The organism is Pseudarthrobacter sp. PvP004 (assembly GCF_017876035.1).
Lineage (GTDB): Bacteria > Actinomycetota > Actinomycetes > Actinomycetales > Micrococcaceae > Arthrobacter > Arthrobacter aurescens_A.
In genome coordinates this window covers 3,866,280-3,892,212 of sequence record NZ_JAGINL010000001.1, presented here as the reverse complement: position 1 = coordinate 3,892,212, position 25,933 = coordinate 3,866,280, and the positions used below count along the sequence as shown (strand labels likewise).

Genomic DNA, 25,933 nt, shown 5'->3' with positions numbered 1-25,933 from the left:
CGGCGTGTGAAGCCCGTGCCGCGGGGTACCTGAGGGGAACAGGAAACTGTAAGCCCAACCGGAAGGTACCCCATGGCACGCCTATCCAATCAAGAAGGCCTGGCCAATCAAGAAGGCTTGGCTGACTGGTTGCCAGGTCGCTTGGCCGAGGAACGTCCTGTGGTGACGGTCATCGGAGATTCCATCCTGGATGGCTGGTGGGATGGAACCATTGACCGGTTCTGCCGCGAAGCCCCGGCCCCCGTGGTCCAGGTCCAGCGCCGCGACTTCGCCCCGGGAGGTGCCGCCAATACGGCGATGAACCTCGCCGCGATGGGGGCGGACGTTCGTTTCGTTTCACTGGTGGGGCAGGACTCCGGAGGCCATAAGCTCCTTGAGCAGCTCAGCTCGGCGGGAGTGGACGTATCTCACGTCGTCGCCCATGAGGGTATGACCACCACCACCAAATTCCGCGTGAGCAGCGGCGGGCAGGTGATGCTGCGTTTGGACGACGCCGCCACGGAGGTCCCCGCTGATGGCCTCCGCCAGATGGCCGCTGCCATCCCCGAAGCACTCCGAACCTCGTCAGCCGTGGTTCTCTGCGACTACGGAGCGGGAGCTTTGGACGGGGCGGTGCGGGACGCAATTTTCCATCACCTGGGTCCCGGAAACGACGGCCCGGATTCCGTGGAGGCCCGCTCTTCCAATGCCCGGCAGGACACCCTGCTAGTAGTGGACGCCCACTATCCAGGACGCTGGGCACAGCTCAGGCCTGACCTCTCTACCCCCAATGCGCAGGAAGCCGCCAGGTTGCTCGGGACGGAGTTCCCCGGAGGGGCTGCCAGGTGTCCCTTCGTGGAAGCACACGCGGACCAGCTCCTGCGCGCCTCAGGTGCGGCCGCCGTCGTCGTGACTTTGGACCGGGAAGGGACCTTGACGATCCGGCGTAACGACACCTCGCAGAAGCCGGCAACCCACCGGACCTGGGCGCGGCCCCAGGCGGAGAAGCAGGCCTCGGGCGCCGGCGACACTTTCGTGGCCGCGTTGACGATCGCCCGGGCCGCGGGATTGCCGCTGACCACCAGCGTGAACCTGGCTCAGGCGGCAGCCGATGTCGTCGTCCATCGGCCAGGTACCTCCGTTTGCACCACTGAAGAACTGGCAAAGCACCTGCGGGGGTTCGCCGATACTGCACTGACGGATGAAGAGTTGGCCCGGCAGGTGGATGAGCACCGCCGGGAAGGCAAACGGATTGTGCTGACCAACGGGTGCTTCGATGTCCTCCACCGCGGCCATACGCGGTACCTCAACCAAGCCAAGCAATTGGGTGACGTGTTGGTGGTCGCGCTGAACAGCGATTCCTCCGTGCGGAAACTCAAGGGCCCGGACCGGCCGGTCAACCACGAGGCCGACCGCGCGGCAGTCATCGCCGCACTGAGCTGCGTGGACCATGTCACGGTTTTCGATACCCCGACTCCCATACCGCTCATAGATCTCCTGCGGCCGGATGTCTATGCCAAAGGCGGCGATTACACACCGGAGATGCTCCAGGAAACCGAAGCCGTGGAACGCTACGGCGGCACCGTGACCATCCTGGATTACGTGCCCGAACACTCCACCACAGCGGTATTGGAACGCATCCGTTCCACGGGCGAAACCCCGCAGAGCTGAGGAAGCAGACATGCGTATTGTGATCATCGGTGCAACAGGACACGGCGGTACGGAGCTGCTGAAACGGCTCCAGAGGGCACGTTCGGAAGAGGGCGCGGACTTGGAGCTGGTGGGTGTCGTCCGGCGGCAACCTGATCAGGATGCCGCCCCGTATCACGGAGTGGATTGGCACACCCTGGACATCAGCGCCGCTGAGGATCAACCCGCCCTGGAAGAAGCTTTGGCAGGCGCCGATGCGCTGGTTCATCTGGCGTGGCTGATCCAGCCGAACCACAACCGGGAGATGCTCCGCCGGACCAATGTGGCCGGGACAGCCCACGTGCTGGCCGCCGCCCGCAAGGCCGGAGTGGGGCACATCGTGTGCGCATCATCCGTTGGAGCGTACTCGCCGGCTCCCAAGGACCAACGGACCAAGGAAGGGTGGCCAACGGGTGGCATCCGCAGTTCGCATTACAGCGCGGACAAGGCGGCACAGGAAAGGCTCCTGGACGGTTTCGCCAAGGAGAACCCGGATATTGTGGTGGCCCGGCTGCGCCCCGCGCTGATGTTCAGCGCAGGCGGCGGCAGTGAGGTTGGCCGCTACTTCCTGGGACGGGTTTTGCCTCGCCTGGTTCCGCGTAAGCCGTGGCTGCCGCTGCTTGCCATCCCCAAGGAGATGGTGTTCCAGGCCGTCCACACTGCTGACGTCGCTGATGCCTACTGGCGTGTGTTGGAGCGCAGAGCGGAAGGTGCTTACAACATCGCCGCCGAGCCGGTCATCGACCCCAACGCCTTGGCGTGGATTTTCAACGCCCGGCGGGTGATGCCGTTCCCGCTTCCGGTGCTGCGCGCCGTCGTCGAGGTCAGTTGGCGACTCCGGCTGCAGGTGACCGACGGTGGTTGGGTGGACATGGCGGCCAACGCGCCCATCATGGATACAGCCCGGGCGCACACTCTTTTGGGCTGGTCGCCCAAGCATTCGTCGTTGGAGTCGCTGGCGGAAATGCTGGACGGGATCGGCGCGGGCAAGGGCCGGAAGGGCTCGCCGCCGCTGACGCCGCGCTAGCCTTTACTCGGCCGACAACACCACGGTAAGAATACGGCGCAGGCTCATGGCGACTGACGCTGGTGCATTTACAGAGGACTGATCGGCTGCGGCCTCTGCCACTGCGTTGCTGAGCGCCGTGATGCTGTCCTTAGCTCGCGCCAAGCGATTGGCCAGCTCACCGTTCTCGGCGTCGCGCCAATGATCAATCACGGCTGCGGTCGCCTCCAGGGCCTCGGAAAGGTTGCCCACCACGGCATCCGGGATCACCGTGCCCGCGTCTTTTTCCCAGATGGCGCTGGCCAGGACATCGGTGATGTCCTGGACGTGGAAGGTGAGGCGTTCAAGGGTCCGCAAACCAGCGAGGTCGCCGGGAAGGCGGGTTGCACGACGGCGGGACCGGGGATTTGCTTTGGCGCTCAGCTCAGCTTGGTGCACCGCCGTCCGCACAGCTGCCGCGGTGAGTGAGAGTTCGTCGCTGCGGCTTGCCCAGGCCTCATGATTGGGCGGCCAGGACTCCTCCATTGCTCGGGCCATGTCCTTGAGTTGCCGGGATAAAGCTTCCTGATGACCTGCGATGGCGGGATCGATGTCCTCCAGGTGCAGGGGCGGGAAGACCAGCCAGTTCACAGCGAAGCCTACGGCCACGCCCAGGGCCATCTGCAGAACGTACGCAAAAGAGAATCCCTCAGCGTTGGAGTCTCCTAGCACCAGCACGAACAGTGCGGCCATGGGAATCCACTCGGACGCCGTCCCTAGCCGGGGAAGTCCGCCTATGAGGACGCCGAGCCCCACCACCACCGCAACAGCCAGGGCAGTCGGGGCGGCCACGGTGGTGATGGCGAAGGCCATCCCGATGCCTAGGACCAGTCCGGCCAGGCTTTGCAGCCCATGCTTGGCGGAATCCGCCACAGTGGGGTGCATGCTGACCAAGGCGCCCAGTGGGGCGTAATACGGATACTCGGCGGCAGACCCGGGCATGAAGGGCGCCAAATACCAGGCCAGTCCCGCTGCGACTGCTGTTTTCGCAGCGAAGAGGAGGCGGTGGCGTGTGATGGTTTTTCGAAGCGCGGGAATCAGCCGTCGCCTTAAGGGCATTTGGCTCATCAACCCAACGTTGGCAGGTCTGGCTCCACCTGTCGAGCGGAGAAAGCCGAAAGTGGGCTACAGCATCTTTTGGAAATTGTGGTGATTAGAACCTTGGTTAGCGGGTACACACCCATTGATAGTAACGATACTTACTATCCCGGCTGCTGTCCGCAGCCTGCCAACTGTGGAAAGAGAGCGATAATGACTGAGAGCAAATCGCCGCAGGACGGAAGCTTCGCGGCGCCAAACACCGGTGCCCATGCAGGCACCGAACCGTTCACGGGAAACTACCTGGACTCGGCCGATGTTGAGACTCAAACTGCTGGAACCACCGGAATCAGTGGAACTCCCGCTGGTTCGGGAACCGGTTCCGACAGCTCCGGCAAGGTGGATACCGCCAAGGAAGAAGCTGCGGGCGTAGCAGGCGCCGTAAGTGACGCCGCGGGCGGAGTCGTGGACACCGCCAAGACCGAGGCCGGACACGTGGCCCATGAAGTCAAGGTAAATGCCCGCCAACTGCTGACGCAGACCAAGGGTGAGCTGAGCGAACAGGCCCAGGCCCAGCAGCAGCGTGTTGCCGAAGGTTTGCGGTCCATTTCCGACGAACTTTCCACCATGGCCAACTCGACTGAAAACGGTGGTGTTGCCACGGACTTGGTCCAGCAGGCAGCCCAGCGCTCCTCCTCCGTTGCCCAGTGGTTGGAAGGCCGGGATCCCGGCTCGCTGCTGGATGAAGTCAAGGGCTTCGCACGCCGCAAGCCAGGAACCTTCCTGCTGCTGGCTGCCGGCGCCGGTGTACTCGCCGGCCGTCTTGGCCGGGGCATGGCAGGCAATGCCTCCGACGCGGCCTCCGCGAGCGGAACGCCCGCCACCACGGAGACGCCTCGCGCCGTTTACTACCCGACCCAGGGCGGCGCGGTAACTCCTCCGGCAGTGGACCTCCCCGGACCGACGGCAACCACCGCCGGATACGGTTCGGCCACCACCACCGGCTACGACGCAGGCACCACGGGTGGCTACGACGGGTCCACCCTTCCTTACCCGGAGACCGAGGCCGGTGGCGTTAAGGCCCAAGGCGACCCGCTGGCAGGACCGCTCGATCCCGATGACCCCCAGTATGGAGGTCACCGATGAGCAGTCCCGCCGATTTGCCTCCCACAGAAGCCCACGTGAAGGCGGAGACCCTTCCCCTCGGTGAGCTCCTGAGCGACCTGACGCGCGACGTTTCCACGTTGATGCGCCAGGAAGTGGAGCTGGCCAAGGCGGAGCTGAAGGAGTCCGCCACCAAGGCCGGCAAGGGCGCGGGAATGCTTGGCGGAGCTGCATACGCCGGCCACATCACCGTGCTGTTCCTGTCCATTGCCCTTTGGTGGGCTTTGGGCCAGCTTGTTGGCTTGGGATGGTCCGCCGTTATTGTCGCGGTCATCTGGGGCATCGTTGCAGCAGTTTTGGCAGCCAAGGGCCGCAAGGAAATCAACACCATCAAGGGCATGCCGCAGACCGCCGAGACGGTCAAAGAAATACCCCCCGCTTTGAAACCGAACACTGAGGAGACACGATGACGCAGAACCCCGACGCCCTGCGCGCCGATATCGAAGAAACTCGCCGGCGGCTCAGTACCAACGTTGATGCCGTGGCGGACAAGGTCACGCCCTCGCACATCGTCAATCGCAGGGTGGACAAGATCAAGACCGCTGTGTTCGGCGCCCGCGACGACGTCAGCGATGCTGCAGGGAACGCTGCACACCGTGCCGGGGACGCTGTTTCCGGCGTGGCCAGCAACGTTTCCGGCGCCGTCTCGGACCTGGGCGATGCCCCGCAGGTGATCACGCGGAAGGCCCAAGGCAGCCCGATCGCCGCAGGCCTGATCGCGTTCGGCGCCGGCTTGCTGGTGTCCTCGCTGTTCCCGGCCTCGGAAAAGGAGCGCGAAGCTGCCCAGGCCGTCAAGGAAGCAGCCCAGCCCCTGACCGACGAGCTGAGCCATGCGGCCCAAGAAGTCGCTGAGCACCTTCGCGAGCCCGCTCAGGATGCGATGCAGAACGTCAAGGACAGCGCCACGGAAGCCGCAGCCAACGTCAAGGACGAGGGCCAGGCAGCCGCCGCCGACGTCCAGGACCGGGCACAGACGGCCAAGGATAACGTCAGCAACCAGTAAGTTGCCCGTTGTACACAACTGACTCGCAGTTGTGGTTGTTTTGGAGCCCCATAACAACCACAACTGCGAGTCAGTTGCTGTTTCAGCGCACTTCGAGAATCATCTGCAGCAAGCGGGCTGCAGCAGGACGGGCCGCGTGTTCCTCGGACCATTGAGCCCGTGCCAAGGCCTTGCTCACGGCCTGGGTAGTGATGCCGAGCTCCTGGGCGACCGCTTTCTGCTGGCCCCGGACGCCGGGCGTGAGCAGGTCCAGTACCCGCCATTCCGCCGTGCTCCGGTGTTGCACGATGTGTCCGAGGAGCCGCAGCACGGCCTCGGCCTCCGAAGCAAGGGCTGTCAGGGGGCCGTCCACTGCGACGGGGACACGTTCCTTGCCGTTCCGCAGCCTGTCGACTGCCCGGCGGGCATATACGAGGCCATGCCCCGAAGCGTCCTTGACCAAGTTGGGTAGGGGCTCATTAATTGGTCCCACGCCGATTCCCACGTACCACTGGCCGGTCCGGAGCGCGATCAGGGCTGTGTCCACGGCTTGGTGGCTGCATTCGACAATGCCTTGCACTTCATCCTCAACCGAGCGGTCAAAGTCGAGCCGCGCAGGAATGTGCCGCAGGTCCTTGAGCAGCTGCGGCACAAGATCGCCGTCGCGGCGGCTGTCGCGTTGGTTGATGGTGAGAGTGAACATAGTGGATCACATGCTACCGGCTGGTAGCGGGTCTGCAAGGGCAAAATTCCCCTGCAGTTCAGTCAAGCGCCGTACGTCCGGTCAATACGACGGCGGGCAGCGCACCTGCCGTGGCGCGCACAGCATCATCCATTCCCGCGTCACGCAGGCATTCCCGGATCGCGATGACCAGCGGCTGCGGGTCCTCGTCGGAGGCAAACACCCAGTGGGTGTCACGGGCTTGGAAAACCAGTGCATTACGTCCGCCGGCTCCCAGCGAAACCTTCTGGCGTGCCACCATGCGGCGGTCGGGATCACTGCCGTCAGCCGTGGTCACCGCCTTGATGCTCCCGGGCACGATGTCACTCCAGGGAATCACCACCATGGTGTGCTTTTGGGAGTACTTGGCCACCGCCCCGCGGTCAAACACCAGCAATTTCCGGAAGCTTCCCAGGAGGGTCATGGACCACAGCAACAAGCCGGTGAGGATGCTCACGGTGATGAACAGTGTGGGGTCGCTGAAATGTCCGGCTTCCCGGGTTGAACGAATGGGGCTGACGAATTCTGCGATGGTCCCGAACACGAACCCCACCACCAAACAAGGAATCAGCGCCTTCCAGAAGACCCTGCGGGAGGAAGCGACATGGCGCAGCCCACCGAGCTCAGGCCCGAGCCTGCGCTCCACCCGGCGAACCAGCCAGTTACGGCCGCGCATCCGGACGCTGGCCGTAGAGGTTTGGCATGTTCCGGCGTTCCGCTTCGGCTGCCTGTTCCGCGGCAACCACCTTGGGGTCCGGGACGGGCTGCTGGCCTTGGGCGATGCCAGAGCGCCGGTCAATGGCCGCAAACTTCGGCTCCCACGTGTCGTCACCGCCGCCACTCACTGCGGAGGCAATGAGCATCACCACGAAGAACGGGAAGAAGGACCAGCAGATGGCGCGCCAACCGCCCAGCCACGCTCCCGCCGTCGTACCGTTCTTGATCCGCACGGAGCGCATGCCGGCGGCGGCGTCGCCCACACTGCCCACGGATCCCCAGATCATGCCGTAGGCAAACAACCCCACGAACCACAGGACAACGTAGAGCGTCAGCCACAAACCATCGTTGTATCCGAGCGCTGAGCCGCTGTTCATCATGGATTCCCGCGCAACGGCCAGGATCACGGCCAAAACCGCGTAGCCAACCAGGAACACCAGGGCATCCAGTACGCGGCCCCAGAAGTGCGCGCCTCCGGACGCCTTGACGAAGTACGCGCCGGTCTCAGGATGGCGGCGAACGGGGCGGCCGTTGACAGCGTCAAGCAGACCGGTGAGGGTGGTGGACTTCGGAGTGCTCATCTGGGGCTTTCGGCTCGACGGCGGTGTACGGGCTTGGGTGCGGAGCGTCAGGCCAGTCCGGCCAGACCACCGAGGACGCCGGCCAGCGAGGCCGCGGACGTTTCCTTCAGCTCCAAAGACACCGAGTCGCCGTCAACCTGCGGGGTCAGCACATGGACGCCCGACGGGCCGGTGTAAACGGTGATGGTGGGGAACTCGTTAGTGTCCGAGTTGAAGGCCACCACGGTACTCGCGGCCAGGGTATCCGCCAAGGCAGTTGCTGCGTGTTCCTCGAACTGGGCTTCCGTGTAACCAGTGGGATAGGTATCGCGTACGGCGGCCTTTTCCGGGTCAACGAATTCGGCGAGGCGCTGGGCCAGTTGGTCGCGGGTTATGACGGTGAAGCCATGCAGGCCGCCTTCATCCACTTCTTCGAGCAGCACGCCGTCGTCGTGGAGATAGCTGTAGAGCCAGCGCTTTCCCGTGGACACCGTGCGTTCCACGGAAACAACGCTGCTGCCACTGCGGCGCAGGGTAAGGGCGCCGGTGATTTCTTCGGTGGCGTGCAAACGCGAAGGCTCGGCTTCACCTTCGAAGATCACCGGGTAAACGAGTTCCTTGGCGAGCAGTCCGCGCAAGGCTACGGCGCACATCAGTTCCTTGCTTGCGTCCTGGGCAGATAGCCAGGGCAGGGCCACCAACTGTTCGTGCTGCACGCCATCCAGGGCCACAACTTCTTCGTCGGTCAGCGTGGGTAAGGGCGCGCCGGTTGCGCTGGCCGACGCCAGGACCTTGGCCGCTGCCTGCACGTCCCGTTCGGTCCAATTCATGGTGCTGGCGGTCATCCGAATATCCCTCCGACAAAGTTCCCGACTGATTTGGCGGCGTCACTGACCCCATCTGCCACCTTACTGCCTACATCTTTCGCGAAGCCCGCCACTTCCTTGGCGCCATCGGCGATGTAGCTGCCAGGGTTACGGGCAAAGTTGCTGATGGAGTCCCAGTTGTCGGCCACCAGGTTACCCAAGGCCCAGGCCCCGGCAACAAGCCCGGCACCAATCACAATCGGCGCACCAATCGGGCCCAGCAGGGCTGCGCCGCCAGCGGTCATGAGCATGATGCTGCCCACGCCGCCCACCACGGACAGGCCGCCGGCCACGCGGTCGCCCGTGCCGCGCCAGCCGTCATGCTGCGGGTTGATCATGTCGCTGATGCCGCCCACGATGTTCAGCGGTGCTGCCAAAGCCCCTGCGATGCGCAGGCCCTTGGAGAATTTGCTGGCTTCCTGGAAAGCCTGGCTGTAAGGGATGTTGGCTTTGAGGTCGGTAATGACATCCGTGACCTTTTCGCCGTTGCGAAGGGCCGTGATCCCGTCCCTCAGGACGGTCCCGCCGGCACGCCAGTTGGTCAGGATCTCCTTGGTCTTGCCGTACCTCACATGCCGGGGATCGATGACGCCGTTGGGCAGTGGCTTGACGGGCAGAACGTACCTGACGGCGGCTACCAGCGGACTGATCGCGCCCTTCGCGCCCATGGCGGTGTCGTAGACGTCCTTGAGGACACCAACCGAGGTGCCTGAACCATCATTGTGGCTGGCGAACTCCTGCTGGTTGGCGTGCTTCTTTAGCTGGCTCGCATTTTCGCGCAGCATGTTGGCGGCCTTCACGAGGCTCTGCCGGTGTTGGCTGTTCCAGTCGCCCTTGAACAGCGTGGCGTCCCGGCCCTGCCACGCCGTGGTGGAGTTGATCGCGTTGGACAACTGCGTGCTTTGCAAACTGATGGCGTCGGCAGCTTTGCCCATCACACCCGCCAGACTGCGAAGCTGCGCGATGTCCGCGCCATAGAACCCAGCCATATGGAACCCCCTGTGAATATGCATCGAACCTGTGAACATGCATCGAAAAGTCTCGTCCCAGCCTAGGCGGACCCGTCAACTGCCGCGATGGGGAGACATGCCCATGTGCATAAACCGTTAAAGAACGACGGCGGCCGGTGAGGTTCCGAGGGAACCGCACCAGCCGCCGTCGAGCGTCAGGCGTTGAAGGCCGCGAAAATCAGTGGCCTTCGGCGGAGAAGCGCTTGATGGAAGCTTCCAGCTCGGCTTCGGCAGCGGCGCGGTCGCCCCAGCCTTCAGCCTTGACCCACTTGCCGGGCTCCAGGTCCTTGTAGCGCGTGAAGAAGTGCTCGATTTCCTTGACCAGGAATTCGCTGACGTCGCTGACTTCCTGGATGTGGTCGAAACGTGCGTCAACGGGGACGCAGAGGACCTTGGCGTCTCCGCCGCCGTCGTCGGTCATGTTGAAGACGCCGATAGGGCGGGATTCCACGATGACGCCCGGGTGCAGATCGAAGTCCTGCAGGAGAACCAAAGCGTCCAGCGGGTCGCCGTCTTCGCCCAGGGTGTTCTCGAAGAAACCGTAGTGCGTGGGGTACTGCATGGAGGTGAACAGGACGCGGTCCAGGCGGACACGGCCGGTTTCGTGGTCAACTTCGTACTTGACGCGCGATCCCTTGGGGATCTCGATGGTCACGTCGTGCTTCATGGAATGCTCCTTGACGGGTGTGGGTGGGGCGCGGCAGGCAAAAGCGCCGCCGGCGCCGCCGACTACTATTGAGGATATAGCGAGAGGCCCGGGTTTCTTGAACCGGCGGGGACATTTCAAGACTGACAGGACCAAGCAGCTTCCATGATGGGCGTTAAAAACGGGGGTGCCCGCAAGCGGGTTCCCGCGGCGTGGGGGCGCTTTACATGGCCGGTGCTATTGACCACGGTCCTGCTGTGCCTCGGTGCCGTGGTGGCTGTGGGGATGTTTCCGGGCCTGCTCAGTTTCCCCAAGCCCCTACCTTCCGTTCCCGCTTGGCAGCAGGTGCCGGACCGACTTTCGGGCGCAAACAGTGTGCTTCCGCTGGATCCCAAGGCGCCCGTTCCCGTGCCTGCTGAGGTGGCGAAGCTCCTTGACGCCACGCTCAAGCCGGATGGCGCGGGCAGTATCAGCGGTGTGGTGATGGACGCCTCCACCGGTCAGGTGCTTTTTGACCGCGAAGCCACCGCCAACCGCATCCCGGCCTCGAACATGAAACTGCTGACAGCCGTCTCTGCCTTGAAGGCGCTCGGTCCCGAAACCCGTTTCACCACGCGTGTGCTCGCATCTGACAATCCCTCAACAGTGGTGCTGACCGGGGGAGGGGATGTGCTGCTGGGCGCTTCCGCTTCCGAGCCCACAGCCGTCCTGGGCCGGGCCGGACTGGCGTCCCTGGCTGCAGACACGGCTGCCGCTTTGGCTTCAGCCGGAGTGAAGGGGCCCGTTACCGTTCAAGTTGACGACTCTCTCTTCAGCGGCGCGCCCCTTAACCCGGCATGGAGTTTGGAGGATGTCGCCGCCGGTGAAACCGCGCCCTTGTACTCCTTGGCGTTGAACTCCGGTCGCTACGCCCCGGACGTTCTCACCGGACCCCGACCCCAGGATTCCGCCCTCGCCACCGCCCAAACGTTCGCCGAACAGTTGGCGGCTGCCGGCGTAGCGGTGAGTCCCGGCGTCGAACGCGGTAAAGGCATCCCCGCCAAAGAACTGGCAGCTACTGAGTCAGCCACCGTCGGCGAGCAAGTGGACCTCATGCTGGAATCCTCTGACAATTTCCTGGCGGAAGCGCTGGGGCGGATGACCGCCTTGGCGTCTGGTCATGAAGGGACGTACGACGGCGCCACTGCGGCCGTGCGGCAAAGGCTGGGGGAGCTGGGAATCGCCACGGATTCGATGCAGTTGGCCGATGTGTCGGGCCTTGCCCTGGAGAATCAGGTCACCGCCCGCCAGTTCGCCGAGGTTGTCCGTGCCATCACCAGCGGGCCGGACCCTGCATTGCGGACCGCGCTCGATGGTTTCCCTGTAGCCGGGCTCACCGGGACCCTTGACGACAGATATGTGGACGCCGGTACGTCCGAGGGCGCCGGGCTGGTACGAGCCAAGACCGGGACATTAAATACCGTGCTCGCGTTGAGCGGCTACGTGGTGGACGCCGATGGCCGGCTGCTGGTGTTCTCGTTCATCGGCAATGGCCTGGACCCGGGAGCCGCGGGCAACAAGGTGGCCTTGGACCGTTCGGCGTCGGTGCTGGCCTCATGCGGGTGCCGGGGCTGAATCCTCCGCGCGGAGCGAACTTAAGGCGGACTGTCAGTCACGTGTGGTGTGATGGACCGTATGGTGTCATCTGCCCGAGATTCGTCAGCAGGGGCCCCGTCCCTGATCAACTGGGACCTGGCCGCCTCTACGGCTGCCCGGCTTGCCCCTCCCGGCCCGGAGCTTAGCGCCGGGGAGATCGGCAAGGCCGTGGACAATCTGCGCTTCAACGCGGATATCTCCGTCCCGCACGTGCACGACATCACCGGCTTGGATGCCGCCAGGGACCTGCGTGATTCGCACGTCCTGGTGGTGGACCGAGCCTCCTGGTCCAAGGCCAATACCCAGAGCTTTTCCGTGATGCTCCAGCCCGCGCTGAAGAAGATGCTGGAGAACCGCAGCGGAGTGGCCATGACCCCGGCCGCGGCTGCTGCCAGCGGTGCCATCACCGGCACCCAGCTTGGCGCCGTGCTCGCGTTCCTGTCCAGCAAAGTCCTTGGCCAATACGATCCTTTTGCCGCGCTCGCCCCGGATTCCAACGTGCCCCCCGGCGGCCGGCTCCTGCTGGTGGCGCCGAACATCATCTCCGTGGAGCGCGAACTGAACGTTCACCCGGATGACTTCCGTCTCTGGGTCTGCCTGCACGAACAAACGCACCGGGTGCAGTTCGCGGCCGCACCGTGGCTCCGGCACCACATGCTCGATGAAATCGAAAAGCTCAGCGGCAACCTCCTGGGCAACATGGACACTTTGGTTGAACGCGCCAGCGCTGTAGCCAAGTCCCTACGGGACCGTAACCCCTCCGAGAAAACACCGGGCCGCGGTGCCATCCTGGACCTCCTCCAGAACCCGGAGGAAAAGGCGTCCCTGTCCCACATCACCGCCGTCATGAGCCTCCTTGAGGGTCACGCCAACGTGGTGATGGATGCCGTGGATTCGAGCATCGTTCCCTCAGTGAAGACCATCCGTCAGCGTTTCAACGAGCGCGGCAAGGACCGCGGCGTGGTGGAGAAGTTCATCCGCAATCTCCTCGGCCTGGACGCCAAAATGCGCCAGTACACCGATGGCGCCAAGTTCGTCCGCGAAGTTGTTGCCGTGGCTGGCATGGAGGGCTTCAACCGGGTGTGGGAATCCGCCGAATACCTGCCCACTGAAGAAGAGATCCACAACTCCAAGCTGTGGCTTGAGCGGATGGGGCTTTGAGCGTTCCTTCCGGTTCCGCTGTCGGTTCGGCCGGTAAGGGTCGACGGCGTCCGGGGCGTCTGGCGCCCGTCGTCGGGAAGGCGCGGAAGCAGTTGCAGAACGCCTTGGCCTCTGCCGGCTATCCCTCGCGTGTGCTTGTAGCCTGCAGCGGAGGCCCGGATTCGTTGGCTTTGGCAGCCGTTGCCGCATACTTTGCCAGACGCGGCCATGTAGACGGGCATCCAGTGTCCGTGGCGGGCGTGGTGGTGGATCATCAACTGCAGGCCGGCTCCGCGGAGGTGGCTGCCCGGACGGCGTCTGTGCTGCGCGAGCTGGGGCTTTCTCCGGTAGAAGTGCGGACCGTGGAAGTAGCTTCAACTGGTTTTGGTCCCGAGGCCGCAGCCCGGGATGCCCGCCACGCTGCGTTGGATTCCGCTGCTGACCACCTCGGATGTGATGCGATCCTGCTCGGCCACACCTTGGATGACCAAGCCGAACAGGTGCTCCTGGGGTTGGCTCGCGGATCCGGAACCCGATCACTCGCGGGGATGAGGCCCGCTCGGGGACGCCTGCTCCGGCCTTTCCTTGGCCTTCGGCGCGAGGAGACCCTGGAAATCTGCGAGGTTGAGGAACTGGATCCCTGGCATGATCCCAGTAACGCCGATCCCGCCTTCGCCCGCTCCAGGACACGTGTTGAAGTGATGCCGGTTTTGGAAGAGAAACTCGGCCCGGGCGTTGCAGAGTCGCTGGCCCGGACCGCGGCAATCCTGCAGCAAGACGCGGACTTCCTTGAAGATCTGGCCAACGAGACCTATCTCTCACTTGTGCAGCGCGTGGACGATGGCGCGTGGTTGCCGGAAGACGCCGTTCGTGAGCTGCCCGCAGCGCTCAGGTTCCGCGTCATCGCGAAGGCGGCGGCCGACGTCGGAGGTCAACAACCCGGCTACGGGCGCCTCCAAGCTGCGGAAGCGCTGCTTCGCAGGCAAGGCTCGGCAGGGCCTGTGGAGCTGCCCGGCCACGTCAGTGTGTACCGCTTGTCCCTCAGTGATCTGGAGCAGGAAGGGCCTGTTTCCGCGGGTGCTTCGTCCGCATTTCCGGCGGGTGCTGCCGCTGACGGCGTTCCCCGACTAGCCCCCCGCTGTGGGAAGCTAGTATTCCGGCATCAGAAACCGTCCCAACAGTAGCCGCACCCGAGCATCAAAACAGGAGCCATTGGTGGATTCAAACGACGTCCAGGCAGATCTCAAGCACGTTCTTTACACCAAAGAGCAGATCCAAACACGTATCGCGGAACTCGCGGCGCAGATCGATAAGGATTACGAAGGCCGCGACATCCTCATCGTCGGTGTCCTCAAGGGCGCAGTGATGGTCATGGCTGACCTCGCACGTGCGCTGCACAGCCACGTCAGCATGGACTGGATGGCAGTCTCGTCCTACGGCTCGGGCACCCAGTCCTCCGGTGTTGTCCGGATCCTCAAGGACCTCGACACCGACCTCATGGGCAAGGACGTGCTCATTGTTGAGGACATCATCGACTCCGGCCTGACCTTGTCCTGGCTCAAGTCCAACCTCGAATCCCGTGGCACGGCCAGCGTCGAGATTTGCACGGCCTTCCGCAAGCCGACCGCCGCCAAGGTGGAAATCGACGTCAAGTACGTCGGCTACGACATCCCCAACGAATTCGTCGTCGGTTACGGCCTTGACTACGCCGAGAAGTACCGCAACTTGGACTTCGTGGGCACCTTGGCCCCGCACGTGTACGAGTAAGCACTCTCCGCCGCTTTCCGCCGCGCCCTTTTCCGCTGTTTGCACCCGTAACCTCTGGTGCGTTTGGCGGGAGTGGGTGCGGCGTTGGTGCTTAAGGGGTGCGTGCGGCGGTTGCAGGTGCAGCAGTGGGTACCGGATGAGCCTGCCGTCGCACCCTTTTCCGCTGTTTGCACCCGTAACCTCTGGTGCGTTTGGCGGGAGTGGGTGCGGCGTTGGTGCTTAAGGGGTGCGTGCGGCGGTTGCAGGTGCAGCAGTGGGTACCGGATGAGCCTGCCGTCGCACCCTTGAGCCATTGAGCTTTTGAGCCTTTTAGCTTTCAGCCGGTGTCCGTTGATTCGTAGAGCTTCTCAGGCGGTGTCCGTTGCGTCGTAGAGCTCTGAGCCGGTGTCCGTTTGTCGCTGATGGCCGATCCTGACGGCGTGCTCGCTTTCGGACGTGGTTCCTTTCTCGGCCCTCATTTCGCCGCACCACTTTCCGCCGTTTGCACCCGTAACCTCTGGTGCGTTTGGCGGGAGTGGGTGCGGCGTTGGCGCTTAGGGGGTGCGTGCGGCGGTTGCAGGTGCAGCAGTGGGTACCGGATGAGCCTGCCGTCGCGCCGACCCTCCGCGCTAAACTTGACCATGACCGGTGCCCCTGCCCGTCTTCTGGCGTGGCTCGCCGTCATGGCGACTCTTCTCACGGCTTGCACTCCTGCCGTCGATTCCACCGTGCTCGATGCTGGGCAACCAATCGCGACCTCGTCCTCCGTGCCGCCTAGGGGTGACGCCGCCGCGGGTCCGTCAACTAGTGCCACTCAGGCTCCTTCGCCCGCACCGCCACCTGCACCTGCACCTGCTCCTGCTCCGCCACCGCCACCCGCGCCGCCAGCGGTGCCCCAGGCATTCGCCGTCAACCTCTACCAAGAGGGGGACTTCGTACCGCAGTACACCTTTGACTGGTGTGTTGCTGCGAGCATCCAGATGGCGCACAACCTCGTCGATGACACCGGAGGCGGTTCGTGGGCATCATCCGCACAGCAAAGTGAACTGTGGGAGATGGCCCGTGCGCGGTCATCCAATTCGTTTAACGGAGCCAACCCGCGAGGTTGGGCGCAGGTGCTGACCGAAGTGGGAATGGGGGCATACACAGTGGTCAGCATCGCCAACTACGAGGACACGCTGCAGACGGCGGCGCGTGCCATAGCCGAAACCGGCCGACCGGTGGGGCTGGTCATGTGGAGCGGCCGCCACGCATGGGTGATGAGCGGATTCGAATCGATGGGCGACCCCTCACAATTCCCGGAGTTCCAAGTAACGGGGATCCGCGTCCTGGATCCTCTCTATCCGTACGGAAGTGGACAATGGGGCCCGTCACCGGAGCCCAACAGCCTGCTCACCCCGGAGCAGCTGGCCACACAGTTCGTGGTCCGTGAGCCCCGACGATGGAGCGCTGACCTACCCACCGGCTACCTGTTGGTACTCCCGGTCGCCGCAGCCTGACGCAGACAATCCAGTCAAGCAGCCTTCTCCCCGATGGCTACGGTTTGGGCTGAACGAAACCATCAGGCCACACGCAGAGATCGGAGCCCGCCGTCGTTCAAGATTCGGGCGAACATGCGCGGATTCATCATGTCGGACCAGTCCCAGCGAATAACGGTAAGGCCCAGTGCCCGCAAACCGTTTTCTCGGGCCTTTTCCGCCATGACTGCTTGCTGGATGGTCTGGTTACCCCGCAATTTGTTTCTCAGGTACTTCCCGTAGCCATCGAATTCCCCCACCAAGTCGAGTTCGGGCCACCAGAAATCCGTTCGGGCGGTCCGTCCGGTCCTCAAGGTAAAAGATCCTTGAAGGCTTGGGGTGGGGAAGTTGAGCAAAATCATTTGGGCTCGACTCATGGATTCCCCCACCGATTCGGACTTGTCTGTGGACAATTCGAGAATGGTGCCAGCGCGTCGTTTTCTCGACTGACTGGTAAAAGCGGAGACAGCGTCACCCAGTTCGTCCACGTCCGACGGAGGACCCCAGGCCCTGTCCTTGTTCCAATCGTCAACCTCAAGAGCGTCGCCCCACCTCTGGTTCCGCCGGCTGGAGTCTACGATTGCCAAGGCCTCAGCAAAGTTCAGGGCGGCGGCCAGCTCCATCGTTGTGCGAACTTTGTCCGTAACACGGAAGGCGCCGAGTTGGACTGCCCCGGTGTCACAGGCCCCGAAGCTTCTCCGGATCCCGTGCTTTGACCGGCCACCTGTTGGGTCTGCAGTGACGGTACACAGGTGTTTCGGCACGCCAACTACGCCGAGCCCCCAGAGGAGTGCAGCCGTCTGCAAATTGAAGATGGGCGCAGTCCTGGTCGTATTGACCAGCGCAGCTGCTTGAAGTCCGTGCCGTTGGCGGTTGTTCAATTCCGCCCAATAAGCAGAGCGGACATATGTGCCTCGTCTTACTCGCACCAGTTCGCCACGCATGGCCCGCTTGGCGAGTTGGCGGGCATCCTGTCCGACACGTGTCGCGTCCGAGGCGAGGAGGAGTTCTGGAAAAGCCATAGGTTCTACGTTCCGGCGTTACGAGCGAAGGCGAAAGTTCAGGCTCGCGCTATGTGGAAAACACAAGGGAGCCCACACGGAAAACCAGTCTGCTGCAACTCAATGAGCACCGTGTGTGGCCGTTCGCCGGAGAAACCCCGCACCCTTTTCCGCCGTTCGCACCAGCCGTTACGGGGGCGAATGGCGCGAGTGGGTGCATCAGTGGGCGCACCGCAGCAGAGCGGACGCCCCACTCACGCCCGCCAGATAGCGCAAAAGCCCTGTTCCAGCACGCACAACGTGAGTATCCTGTGTACGCCCAGAGGGAACTTTTGGACTTTCCAGTGCGTGAATTACTGGGAACGGTGTATAGCTTGAAACTGAAGCAGCACCACTCGCGCGCAGAAGTTGCGCCTTGCAGCACTACCAGGAGGGACGGGGCAAAACCCCGATCAGATGAAAGCTAAGAGTTTCTTCAAGGGCCCGGGCATCTGGATTGTTGTCGTCGTTGGCTTGCTCCTGGTGGCATTCGCAACGCTGGCTCCGGGCGGTTCCACGCGCATTGACACCAAGGAAGGCCTCGAACTCCTTTCCCAAAGCGGGAAGGTTGAGCAGGCCAAGATTTTCGACGCCGAGAACCGCGTTGACCTGGTGCTCAAGGACAACCTGAACCTGGACGGCCAGGATAAGGGCAAGAACGTTCAGTTCTTCTACGTCACGGATCGCGGGCCGGATGTGGTGAAGGCTGTCACCAACGCCAACCCGGACAAGGGCTTCACGGACCAGCCGGTGGAGAACAACTGGTTCTCCGGCTTGTTCTCCCTGCTTATCCCTGTGCTGCTGCTCGGCGTCCTGTTCTGGTTCCTGCTTTCCCGCATGCAGGGCGGCGGCTCCAAGGTGATGCAGTTCGGCAAGTCCAAAGCCAAGCTGGTCAACAAGGACATGCCGCAGGTGACCTTCTCTGACGTCGCCGGTGCGGACGAAGCCGTGGAAGAGCTCCAGGAAATCAAGGAGTTCCTCCAGGAACCGGCCAAGTTCCAGGCCGTTGGTGCCAAGATCCCCAAGGGTGTGCTGCTCTACGGCCCGCCAGGTACCGGTAAGACGCTGCTTGCCCGCGCTGTTGCCGGCGAGGCCGGCGTTCCCTTCTTCTCCATCTCCGGCTCGGACTTCGTTGAGATGTTTGTGGGTGTTGGTGCTTCCCGTGTCCGCGACCTCTTCGAACAGGCCAAAGCAAGCTCCCCGGCCATCATCTTCGTGGATGAAATCGACGCCGTTGGACGTCACCGCGGTGCCGGTATCGGCGGCGGTAACGACGAACGCGAGCAGACGTTGAACCAGCTCCTTGTTGAGATGGACGGCTTTGACGTGAAGACCAACGTCATCCTCATCGCGGCCACCAACCGTCCCGACGTCCTGGACCCTGCGCTGCTGCGCCCGGGCCGTTTCGACCGCCAGATTACTGTGGAAGCGCCGGACATGATCGGCCGCGAACAGATCCTCAACGTCCACGCCAAGGGCAAGCCGATGGCTCCGGGCATCGACCTCCGGGGTGTTGCCAAGAAGACGCCCGGCTACACGGGTGCGGACCTGGCCAACGTCCTGAACGAAGCCGCGCTGTTGACCGCTCGTTCAAATGCCAACCTGATCGATGACCGCGCACTGGACGAGGCAATCGACCGTGTCATGGCAGGCCCGCAGAAGCGCAGCCGCGTCATGAAGGAGCTTGAGCGCAAGATCACCGCGTACCACGAAGGTGGGCACGCATTGGTTGCGGCTGCGCTGCGTAACTCCGCCCCGGTCACGAAAATCACCATCCTTCCCCGCGGCCGTGCTCTTGGCTACACCATGGTGATCCCTGAGGACGATAAGTACTCGGTGACCCGCAACGAACTGCTGGACCAGATGGCTTACGCCATGGGCGGCCGTGTTGCTGAGGAAATCGTCTTCCACGATCCCTCCACAGGTGCTTCAAATGACATCGAAAAGGCCACCTCCACGGCCCGGAAGATGGTCACCCAGTACGGCATGAGCGAGCGTGTTGGTGCCGTGAAGCTGGGCCAGGGCGGCGGTGAGCCGTTCCTCGGCCGTGACGCCGCGCAGGAGCGCAACTTCTCCGACCAGATCGCCTATGTGGTGGACGAGGAAGTACGTCGCCTGATCGACCAGGCGCACGATGAGGCATACGCCATCCTCACGGAAAACCGGGACGTTTTGGATCGCCTGGCACTGGAACTGCTGGAACGGGAAACCCTGAACCAGACGGAGATTGCCGAGATTTTCCACGACATCCGGAAGCGCGATTTCCGCGAGATCTGGTTGTCCAAGGAATCCCGCCCGGTGCAGTCGATTCCTCCTGTGGAGAGCCGCGCCGAGAAGGCTGAGCGCCAAGCCCAGGAAGAGGCCAAGCAGGCCCGCTTGGACGAGCCGCTGGACGTCGTGGCTCCGCACGCGCAGGGAGTCAGCAGCCAGGATTCCTTCCAAGCCCCGCAGCCCGACGGCGGCAACGACCACCCGCATCACGGCTAAGCTTCTGCTGTGACTCATTTCGACGACGACGACGACCTCGCCGCCGCCCACGGTTCCGCCGCGGGCTCCAAACACGACCATAAAGTGGACCGTCCGCGCATTGAAGCGGCTGTCCGTGAGATCCTCCTGGCGATAGGTGAAGACCCCGAGCGCGGAGGCCTCCTGGACACGCCCCAGCGTGTGGCCAAGGCATATGCGGAGATGTTTGCAGGGCTGCATCAGCACCCGGTGGATGTCCTGTCCACCACGTTCGACCTCGACCATGAAGAGCTTGTCCTTGTGAAGGACATTCCTTTCTACTCGACGTGCGAGCACCACTTGGTCCCGTTCCACGGAGTGGCGCATGTTGGTTACATTCCGTCACATGACGGAAAAGTGACGGGGCTGAGCAAGTTGGCACGGTTGGTGGACATCTATGCGCGGCGGCCGCAGGTGCAGGAGCGTCTCACCACGCAGATCGTTGAAGCGCTGGTGACGCACCTCAACCCGCGCGGCGCGATTGTCGTCGTCGAATGTGAACACATGTGCATGTCCATGCGCGGCATTCGCAAGCCCGGCGCAAAGACCGTCACCAGTGCGGTGCGCGGTCAACTCCATGACCCGGCCACCCGCGCCGAGGCCATGAGCCTCATACTCGGAAGGTAAGCACTATGGACTCCCTCGCTGCAGCACCCGGAACCGGCCCGGCCACAAGCCCGTTGCCGATTCTCCGCAAACCGCGCCCCGCGGCCAGGTTCGAGGACCTGCCAACGGACCGCACGCTCGTCATGGGAATCCTCAATGTCACCCCGGATTCCTTCAGCGACGGTGGCACGCACCGGACACCGGACACCGCCATCGCGCTCGGCCTGCGCATGTTTTACGCAGGCGCAGACATCATCGACGTCGGGGGTGAGTCCACTCGCTCTGGCGCTGAACCGGTTTCCCCTGAGGAAGAACAGCGCCGCGTCCTCCCCGTGATCCAGGCACTGGTGAAGGCAGGCGCGCTGGTCAGCATTGACACAATGCACACGTCCACGGCTGCCGCTGCCATCGAGGCAGGCGCTGCCATCATCAACGATGTTTCCGGCCTGACGATTGAACCGGACATGCCCGAGCTCGTTGCCCGGACCAAGGTTCCGTACATCCTGACTCATCGCCGCGGCGACGCCCTGACCATGGACAGCCTCACGGACTACAACAACGTCACGGAGGACGTGGTGGCTGAGATCAGCGGCGTCCGCGACAAGCTGTACGCAGCTGGCGTTGCGCCGGAGCAGATCATCATCGATCCCGGCGTCGGTTTCTCCAAGAACGAGGACCAGAACTGGGAGATCCTCAAGAACCTGGACCAGCTTTTCTCGCTGGGCCACAAGGTGATGGTTGCGGCTTCCCGCAAACGGTTCCTCGGTTCGCTTCTCACGGTGGCAGGTAAGTCCGCTGCGCCTCTGGAACGCGATGCTGCCACCGCTGCCATTACCGCTTTGAGCGCCACTAAGGGCGCTTGGGCTGTCCGCGTTCACGACGTCGGCCCCAGCCTTGACGCCGTCAAGGTCGCCGCCCGCATTTCGCGCTGATTGGATATCGCTGTGGACAGGATCACGCTGACCGGCGTCACCGCCGTCGGTTATCACGGAGTGTTCGATTTCGAGCGCCGTGACGGCCAGCCTTTCGTTGTGGACGCCGTGTTGTACACGGACTTCACCAAAGCGGCTGAGACGGACGATCTCCAGTACACGGCCCACTACGGCGAGGTGGCTGAACTGATCACCAAGCACATCGAGGGCGAGCCTTTGAACCTCATAGAGGGCTTGGCTGTCAGGATTGCCGAGGGGATCCTCGAGAATTACCAGGTTGCCGCCGTCGATGTCACCGTCCACAAGCCCAAGGCCCCCATTGAGGTGCCTTTTGGCGACGTCACGGTCAGCGTCCACCGGGAGCGATCATGACGTCCGGCTATACCAAGGCCATCCTGGCTCTTGGCAGCAATCTGGGGGAGCGGAACGACACCCTCTCCACCGCCGTCGCGGACCTGGTGGACCCGCCGGAGGTGCGCCTCCTGGGTGTGTCGCCGGTGGTGCAGACCAAGGCCGTGGGCGGTCCCGAGGGCCAACCGGATTTCCTCAACATGGTCATGGCCGTGGAGACCACGTTGACCCCTTTGGAGCTCCTGAAGCACTGCCACGCGGTGGAACAGAAGCATCACCGCACCCGCGAGGTGCGCTGGGGCCCAAGAACGCTTGACGTGGACATCATCGTGTTCGGTGAAGTAGTCAGCGACGATCCCGTTCTCACCATTCCGCATCCGCGGGCAGCTGAGCGTGCTTTCGTGCTCTACCCGTGGTCCTTGTTGGAGCCGCACGCCACACTGAACGGCCAGAGCGTGGCTGAACTGGCCGCCGTCGCCGCTGACATGCCGGACATCCGGCGCTTCGACGGCTTCGGTGACGTGGCCGGCGTGCCGGCGACGGGAGCAGTGGAGCAGCCATGAAAGCAATGCGCCCCGTAGTTCTGGTGCTCATCGCCGTCATCGCTGCCGTCATTGGATGGTTGGCCACGGTCACTACCAACCGTTTCAGCATGCCAACACCGGTGCTGCCGGTTTCGGCGCTCGTCACCATGGCTGTCATCGCGGTGCTGACGCTCATCATGGGCATCCGTGTCCTGCGTTGGCGCAACGGCAAGAAGAAGAACCTGCTCAATCCGATCTTGGCGGCAAGGACCCTGATTCTTGCCCAGGCCTGCGCTTACGCCGGGACGCTGCTCCTTGGCTGGCATGCGGGGATCACGGTGGATCTTCTCCGAATAGGTGGTTTGCGCGGGGGCGAAGGAATCCTGTGGAACGCCGTGCTGATGGGCGGCGGTGGCGTGGTGATGGTTGTGGTCGGACTTGTGGTGGAGCGGTTCTGCCGGATCCCGCCAGAGGATCTGGAAGGCGGTACCGCCGGACCGGAAACCCGTCGCGGCGAAACTAAAGGTGAAGGCGAGTATGCATACCGAGGCGATTGATCCTCCCGGCGTCCAGTGGCTGCGGGTATCCCCCAAGTACGTCACGGTGCGCTTGGTGGAGTGGGCCATCGGCAACGTAGTGATGTTGGCGGTCCTTAGTTTGCCTCTCATTTTCGTGCTGCTCGGCTGGTGGCGTTGGCCGCCGTTGTGGCTTGCCATCACGGTTCCGGCGGTGATGCTGGTGTTGGCGCTGTGGCGGCTGGTTCTGATTCCCCGCCAAGTACGTGCAATCGGCTATGCCGAGCGCGACGACGACCTCCTCATCCGCCGTGGCATCTTCTTCCAACGGACCATGGTGGTCCCGTACGGTCGGATGCAATATGTGGACGTTGCGGTTGGTCCCGTTGAACGCAGCTTGGGACTGTGCACGCTGAAACTTCACACGGCGTCGGCTGGAACCAATGCGCACCTGCCTGGTCTTCCTTCTGCAGAAGGGGCACGCTTGCGCGAACAGCTTTCGGCTCGCGGAGAAGCCAGGTTGGCCGGGCTGTGAGCCTGGAGAGCAACGCAACTGCGAGCCTCCCGGGGAAGCCGGAACCAACCGTCGACGGCGGCTGGAACCGCGTCCACCCTGCGTCACCGTTCGTTCGGGGCTGGGTGGCGCTTGCCGCCGTCGGGTTCTTCTTTGGCCGCGATGCTTTCGAGCGGATGCTGCAGGGCCGGGATTTCGTGGACCCGAACCTCAACGGTCGGGTGCCGTGGCTCTTGGCTGGCGGCGCCGTGGTGCTTCTGTTGACCGTTGGCGGTTTCATTCTTAGCTGGTACTTCACGCGCTACCAGGTGGCCGAGGGGTATGTCCGCGTCAACACCGGCTTCCTGTTCAAGCAGCAACGGCAGGCCCGCTTGGATCGCGTTCAGGCTATCGACATTGTGCAACCACTTTTGGCGAGGATCTTTGGGCTCGCTGAACTCAAGTTTGAAGTTGCCGACGCCGGCGAGTCGGCAGTGCGGCTCGCTTACCTCCCGCTGGATAAGGCCAAGCAGTTGCGTGCCACCATTCTTGCGCGGGCGGCCGGCGTGGTCAGCGGGCCCGAGACGGCAGAGGAAGTTCCTGAAGCTCCGGAGCACGTGGTGCTGTCAGTGCCGCCGTCCCGGCTGGTCGGGTCCCTGCTGCTGAGCGAGCAGACCGTCGGAATCCTGGTCGGCGCGGCAGTGGTGGTTGCTGTGTCCGTTTTCACGCAGAACCAGACGCTTTTCCTGGCACTGATTCCCGGCATTCTGGGTATCGGCGCCGCGTATTGGAGCTCCTTCAACAAGGGCTACAACTTCACTGCCGCAATCTCGCCGGATGGGATCCGCCTTCGATACGGCCTTTTGGACACGCAGGCGCAGACCTTGCCGCCCGGCCGCATCCAGGCGCTGATGGTGACGCAACCGCCCCTGTGGAGGATCTTCGGCTGGTACCGCATACATGTCAACGTTGCCGGTTACGGGGTTTCAGCCAGCACGGAGGGCACTTCCCGCACCATGTTGCTGCCTGTTGGCATGAAGTCCGATGTCCTGCGGATGATGTCGTTGGTGTTGCCTGATCCGGGAGTTGAGGATCCGGAACGGGTGTTCTCTGCGGGGTTGGATGGTTTGGGGCCGGCTGGAGCTGGTTCGGCACTGGTGGACGGCTTCACCACCACTCCCCGCCGCGCACGTTTGTTGGCCCCGCTTGGATGGCGACGCAACGGCTTCCTTGCCACTAAGACTGCGTTGCTAATCCGGTCCGGCCGCTGGTGGCACACGCTTGTGATGGTTCCGCATCAACGGACGCAGTCCATGGCACTGCACCAAGGTCCGTGGGCGAGGCGCTTCAAGGTGGCCGATCTTGTCCTCCACACCACGGCCGGGCCGGTTTCCCCACGGGTGTTCCAAGCCGACGTCACCCAGGCGGTGGAGCTTTTCGACCAGCAGGCGGCCCGTGCCCGGGAAGCACGGAAGCGGCAAACCAGCGAACAATGGCTGGCTCAGGTAGCTCCGCAGGCTCCGGAGGTCGCAGCCACACTTAACGAACAACCCGCGCAGCCGGAACCACCCCGCACTTCACCCCAACAGGAGGACCGCCACGATGGCTAGGCCAGGACGACTCGGCGTCGGGATCATCGGCGCCGGCAAGGTGGGTGCCGTGTTGGGTGCCGCCCTGCGCGCGGCCGAGCACGCCGTCGTCGGGGTTTCTGCTGTATCCGAAGCGAGCCGCGAGCGTGCGGAAAACCTGCTTCCCGGCGCACCGATCCTGGAGATACAGGACATCGTGGAACGCTCGGAGCTCGTTTTGCTTGCCGTCCCGGACGACGCCCTCGGCGAGTTGGTGGCGGGGTTGGCCAAGCTCGGTGCGTGGCAGCCCGGCCAACTGGTTGCGCACACCTCAGGCCGGTTCGGCGTCGGTATTCTCAACCCGGTCCGCGCGGTCGGCGCGATTCCACTGGCGCTTCACCCTGCGATGACCTTCACGGGCATGAGCTTGGACCTGACCCGTCTCATGGATTGCACGTTTGGTGTCACGGCGGATGCTGCCATGCTGCCGATCGCCCAGGCACTGGTGGTGGAGATGGGCGCGGAGCCGGTGGTGATTGCCGAGGCCGATCGCACCATCTATCACGCATCACTAGCGCACAGCTCGAACCATATGGTCACGCTGGTGGCGCAGGCATCGCAGATGCTGCGGGAGATCGGCGTCGAAAACCCGGAGTCCATGCTCGGTCCGCTGTTGCGCGCGACGCTGGAAAACGCTCTAGCGTCCGGCGAGTCTGCGCTGTCCGGTCCTGTAGCACGCGGGGATGTGGGTACCGTTTCTGCGCATGCTCAGGCACTGAAAGAGTACGACGGCGGTGCTGGCGGCGATGTCCTTTCGGCTTACCAGGCCATGGCACGGGCGACTGCCCGCAGGGCTGGAAACCGCGGACTGCTGCGCCCCGAACAACTGACCGAGATTGACGAGGCCTTGGGCGCCGAACCCGAGGCACCGGAAGGAAACTGAA

The 25,933-nt window shown here is 63.6% G+C and carries 27 protein-coding genes; 19 read left to right on the top strand and 8 right to left on the bottom strand.

The window, feature by feature from the left end; all coding sequences use genetic code 11:
• The first annotated feature begins 72 nt into the window (after window positions 1-72).
• Window positions 73-1,650, top strand: a complete 1,578-nt coding sequence (gene rfaE2 / locus J3A64_RS17640) for a D-glycero-beta-D-manno-heptose 1-phosphate adenylyltransferase (protein WP_210065144.1) — start codon at window positions 73-75, stop codon at window positions 1,648-1,650.
• A 10-nt stretch (window positions 1,651-1,660) separates the two neighbouring features.
• Complete coding sequence (locus tag J3A64_RS17635) at window positions 1,661-2,695, top strand: NAD-dependent epimerase/dehydratase family protein (RefSeq protein WP_043469579.1); 1,035 nt, start codon at window positions 1,661-1,663, stop codon at window positions 2,693-2,695.
• A 3-nt stretch (window positions 2,696-2,698) separates the two neighbouring features.
• Here the strand turns inward: J3A64_RS17635 and J3A64_RS17630 are convergent, their stop codons facing one another.
• Window positions 2,699-3,781, bottom strand: a complete 1,083-nt coding sequence (locus tag J3A64_RS17630) for an aromatic acid exporter family protein (RefSeq protein ID WP_238324457.1) — start codon at window positions 3,779-3,781, stop codon at window positions 2,699-2,701.
• A gap of 183 nt (window positions 3,782-3,964) precedes the next feature.
• Between J3A64_RS17630 and J3A64_RS17625 the strand changes: the two genes are divergently transcribed.
• From J3A64_RS17625 to J3A64_RS17615, 3 genes are read left to right on the top strand one after another with little or no spacing between them, the layout of a single operon-like run.
• Entirely contained in the window at window positions 3,965-4,897 is a 933-nt protein-coding gene (locus tag J3A64_RS17625; protein WP_238324459.1) for a hypothetical protein, read from the top strand.
• Window positions 4,894-5,325 carry a phage holin family protein gene (locus tag J3A64_RS17620; RefSeq protein WP_210065142.1) on the top strand — a complete coding sequence of 144 codons (432 nt, stop codon included), beginning with the start codon at window positions 4,894-4,896 and terminating at the stop codon, window positions 5,323-5,325. Before J3A64_RS17625 ends, J3A64_RS17620 begins: the two co-directional genes overlap by 4 nt.
• Window positions 5,322-5,918, top strand: coding sequence for a DUF3618 domain-containing protein (locus tag J3A64_RS17615; RefSeq protein ID WP_011772901.1), 597 nt, complete (start codon window positions 5,322-5,324; stop codon window positions 5,916-5,918). The genes J3A64_RS17620 and J3A64_RS17615 overlap by 4 nt, the downstream gene beginning before the upstream one ends.
• Before the next feature lie 82 nt (window positions 5,919-6,000).
• Here the strand turns inward: J3A64_RS17615 and J3A64_RS17610 are convergent, their stop codons facing one another.
• The 6 genes from J3A64_RS17610 to J3A64_RS17585 all read right to left on the bottom strand — a co-directional run bounded on the left by J3A64_RS17610 (window position 6,001) and on the right by J3A64_RS17585 (window position 10,438).
• Complete coding sequence (locus J3A64_RS17610) at window positions 6,001-6,600, bottom strand: hypothetical protein (RefSeq protein ID WP_210065141.1); 600 nt, start codon at window positions 6,598-6,600, stop codon at window positions 6,001-6,003.
• 58 nt (window positions 6,601-6,658) lie between these two features.
• Window positions 6,659-7,294 (bottom strand): hypothetical protein, encoded by a 636-nt coding sequence (locus tag J3A64_RS17605; RefSeq protein ID WP_210065139.1) that lies wholly within the window; start codon window positions 7,292-7,294, stop codon window positions 6,659-6,661.
• A complete protein-coding gene (locus tag J3A64_RS17600; protein WP_210065137.1) occupies window positions 7,281-7,916 on the bottom strand; it encodes a hypothetical protein in 636 nt (211 codons plus the stop codon). Before J3A64_RS17600 ends, J3A64_RS17605 begins: the two co-directional genes overlap by 14 nt.
• Window positions 7,917-7,963: 47 nt before the next feature.
• Complete coding sequence (locus J3A64_RS17595) at window positions 7,964-8,740, bottom strand: hypothetical protein (protein WP_210065135.1); 777 nt, start codon at window positions 8,738-8,740, stop codon at window positions 7,964-7,966.
• The gene (locus tag J3A64_RS17590; protein ID WP_210065133.1) at window positions 8,737-9,750 is read right to left on the bottom strand and encodes a hypothetical protein; all 1,014 of its coding nucleotides are present in this window, start codon (window positions 9,748-9,750) and stop codon (window positions 8,737-8,739) included. Before J3A64_RS17590 ends, J3A64_RS17595 begins: the two co-directional genes overlap by 4 nt.
• Window positions 9,751-9,949: 199 nt before the next feature.
• A complete protein-coding gene (locus J3A64_RS17585; RefSeq protein ID WP_014920365.1) occupies window positions 9,950-10,438 on the bottom strand; it encodes an inorganic diphosphatase in 489 nt (162 codons plus the stop codon).
• A 147-nt stretch (window positions 10,439-10,585) separates the two neighbouring features.
• On the opposite strand from J3A64_RS17585, the gene dacB reads away from it, so the two are divergent.
• The 5 genes from dacB (at window position 10,586) to J3A64_RS17560 (ending at window position 16,437) form a co-directional block, all read left to right on the top strand.
• Window positions 10,586-12,031, top strand: coding sequence for a D-alanyl-D-alanine carboxypeptidase/D-alanyl-D-alanine-endopeptidase (gene dacB, locus J3A64_RS17580; protein ID WP_210066230.1), 1,446 nt, complete (start codon window positions 10,586-10,588; stop codon window positions 12,029-12,031).
• A 60-nt stretch (window positions 12,032-12,091) separates the two neighbouring features.
• The gene (locus tag J3A64_RS17575; RefSeq protein WP_011772908.1) at window positions 12,092-13,213 is read left to right on the top strand and encodes a zinc-dependent metalloprotease; all 1,122 of its coding nucleotides are present in this window, start codon (window positions 12,092-12,094) and stop codon (window positions 13,211-13,213) included.
• 92 nt (window positions 13,214-13,305) lie between these two features.
• Window positions 13,306-14,376, top strand: a complete 1,071-nt coding sequence (gene tilS, locus J3A64_RS17570; RefSeq protein WP_210066228.1) for a tRNA lysidine(34) synthetase TilS — start codon at window positions 13,306-13,308, stop codon at window positions 14,374-14,376.
• A 31-nt stretch (window positions 14,377-14,407) separates the two neighbouring features.
• The gene (hpt, locus tag J3A64_RS17565; RefSeq protein WP_011772910.1) at window positions 14,408-14,959 is read left to right on the top strand and encodes a hypoxanthine phosphoribosyltransferase; all 552 of its coding nucleotides are present in this window, start codon (window positions 14,408-14,410) and stop codon (window positions 14,957-14,959) included.
• 620 nt (window positions 14,960-15,579) lie between these two features.
• Window positions 15,580-16,437, top strand: coding sequence for a hypothetical protein (locus J3A64_RS17560; RefSeq protein ID WP_210065131.1), 858 nt, complete (start codon window positions 15,580-15,582; stop codon window positions 16,435-16,437).
• A 62-nt stretch (window positions 16,438-16,499) separates the two neighbouring features.
• On the opposite strand, the gene J3A64_RS17555 is transcribed toward J3A64_RS17560, so the two are convergent.
• A complete protein-coding gene (locus J3A64_RS17555; protein ID WP_210065129.1) occupies window positions 16,500-17,477 on the bottom strand; it encodes a hypothetical protein in 978 nt (325 codons plus the stop codon).
• A gap of 435 nt (window positions 17,478-17,912) precedes the next feature.
• Between J3A64_RS17555 and ftsH the strand changes: the two genes are divergently transcribed.
• Genes ftsH through J3A64_RS17510 form a run of 9 tightly spaced genes read left to right on the top strand, consistent with a single transcriptional unit; the run spans window position 17,913 to window position 25,932 of the window.
• Window positions 17,913-19,982, top strand: coding sequence for an ATP-dependent zinc metalloprotease FtsH (gene ftsH / locus J3A64_RS17550; RefSeq protein ID WP_011772914.1), 2,070 nt, complete (start codon window positions 17,913-17,915; stop codon window positions 19,980-19,982).
• 9 nt (window positions 19,983-19,991) lie between these two features.
• Window positions 19,992-20,627, top strand: coding sequence for a GTP cyclohydrolase I FolE (gene folE, locus J3A64_RS17545; RefSeq protein ID WP_210065126.1), 636 nt, complete (start codon window positions 19,992-19,994; stop codon window positions 20,625-20,627).
• A gap of 5 nt (window positions 20,628-20,632) precedes the next feature.
• On the top strand, window positions 20,633-21,538 hold the full coding sequence (gene folP, locus J3A64_RS17540; protein ID WP_011772916.1) for a dihydropteroate synthase: 906 nt from the start codon (window positions 20,633-20,635) through the stop codon (window positions 21,536-21,538).
• A gap of 12 nt (window positions 21,539-21,550) precedes the next feature.
• Complete coding sequence (gene folB, locus J3A64_RS17535) at window positions 21,551-21,910, top strand: dihydroneopterin aldolase (protein ID WP_011772917.1); 360 nt, start codon at window positions 21,551-21,553, stop codon at window positions 21,908-21,910.
• Window positions 21,907-22,452 carry a 2-amino-4-hydroxy-6-hydroxymethyldihydropteridine diphosphokinase gene (folK, locus tag J3A64_RS17530; RefSeq protein ID WP_210065124.1) on the top strand — a complete coding sequence of 182 codons (546 nt, stop codon included), beginning with the start codon at window positions 21,907-21,909 and terminating at the stop codon, window positions 22,450-22,452. The genes folB and folK overlap by 4 nt, the downstream gene beginning before the upstream one ends.
• Window positions 22,449-22,970 (top strand): DUF3180 domain-containing protein, encoded by a 522-nt coding sequence (locus tag J3A64_RS17525; RefSeq protein ID WP_011772919.1) that lies wholly within the window; start codon window positions 22,449-22,451, stop codon window positions 22,968-22,970. The genes folK and J3A64_RS17525 overlap by 4 nt, the downstream gene beginning before the upstream one ends.
• Window positions 22,951-23,463 (top strand): PH domain-containing protein, encoded by a 513-nt coding sequence (locus J3A64_RS17520; protein WP_011772920.1) that lies wholly within the window; start codon window positions 22,951-22,953, stop codon window positions 23,461-23,463. The genes J3A64_RS17525 and J3A64_RS17520 overlap by 20 nt, the downstream gene beginning before the upstream one ends.
• Entirely contained in the window at window positions 23,460-25,031 is a 1,572-nt protein-coding gene (locus J3A64_RS17515; RefSeq protein ID WP_011772921.1) for a PH domain-containing protein, read from the top strand. The genes J3A64_RS17520 and J3A64_RS17515 overlap by 4 nt, the downstream gene beginning before the upstream one ends.
• On the top strand, window positions 25,024-25,932 hold the full coding sequence (locus J3A64_RS17510) for a Rossmann-like and DUF2520 domain-containing protein (RefSeq protein WP_210065122.1): 909 nt from the start codon (window positions 25,024-25,026) through the stop codon (window positions 25,930-25,932). Before J3A64_RS17515 ends, J3A64_RS17510 begins: the two co-directional genes overlap by 8 nt.
• Window position 25,933: the final 1 nt, after the last annotated feature.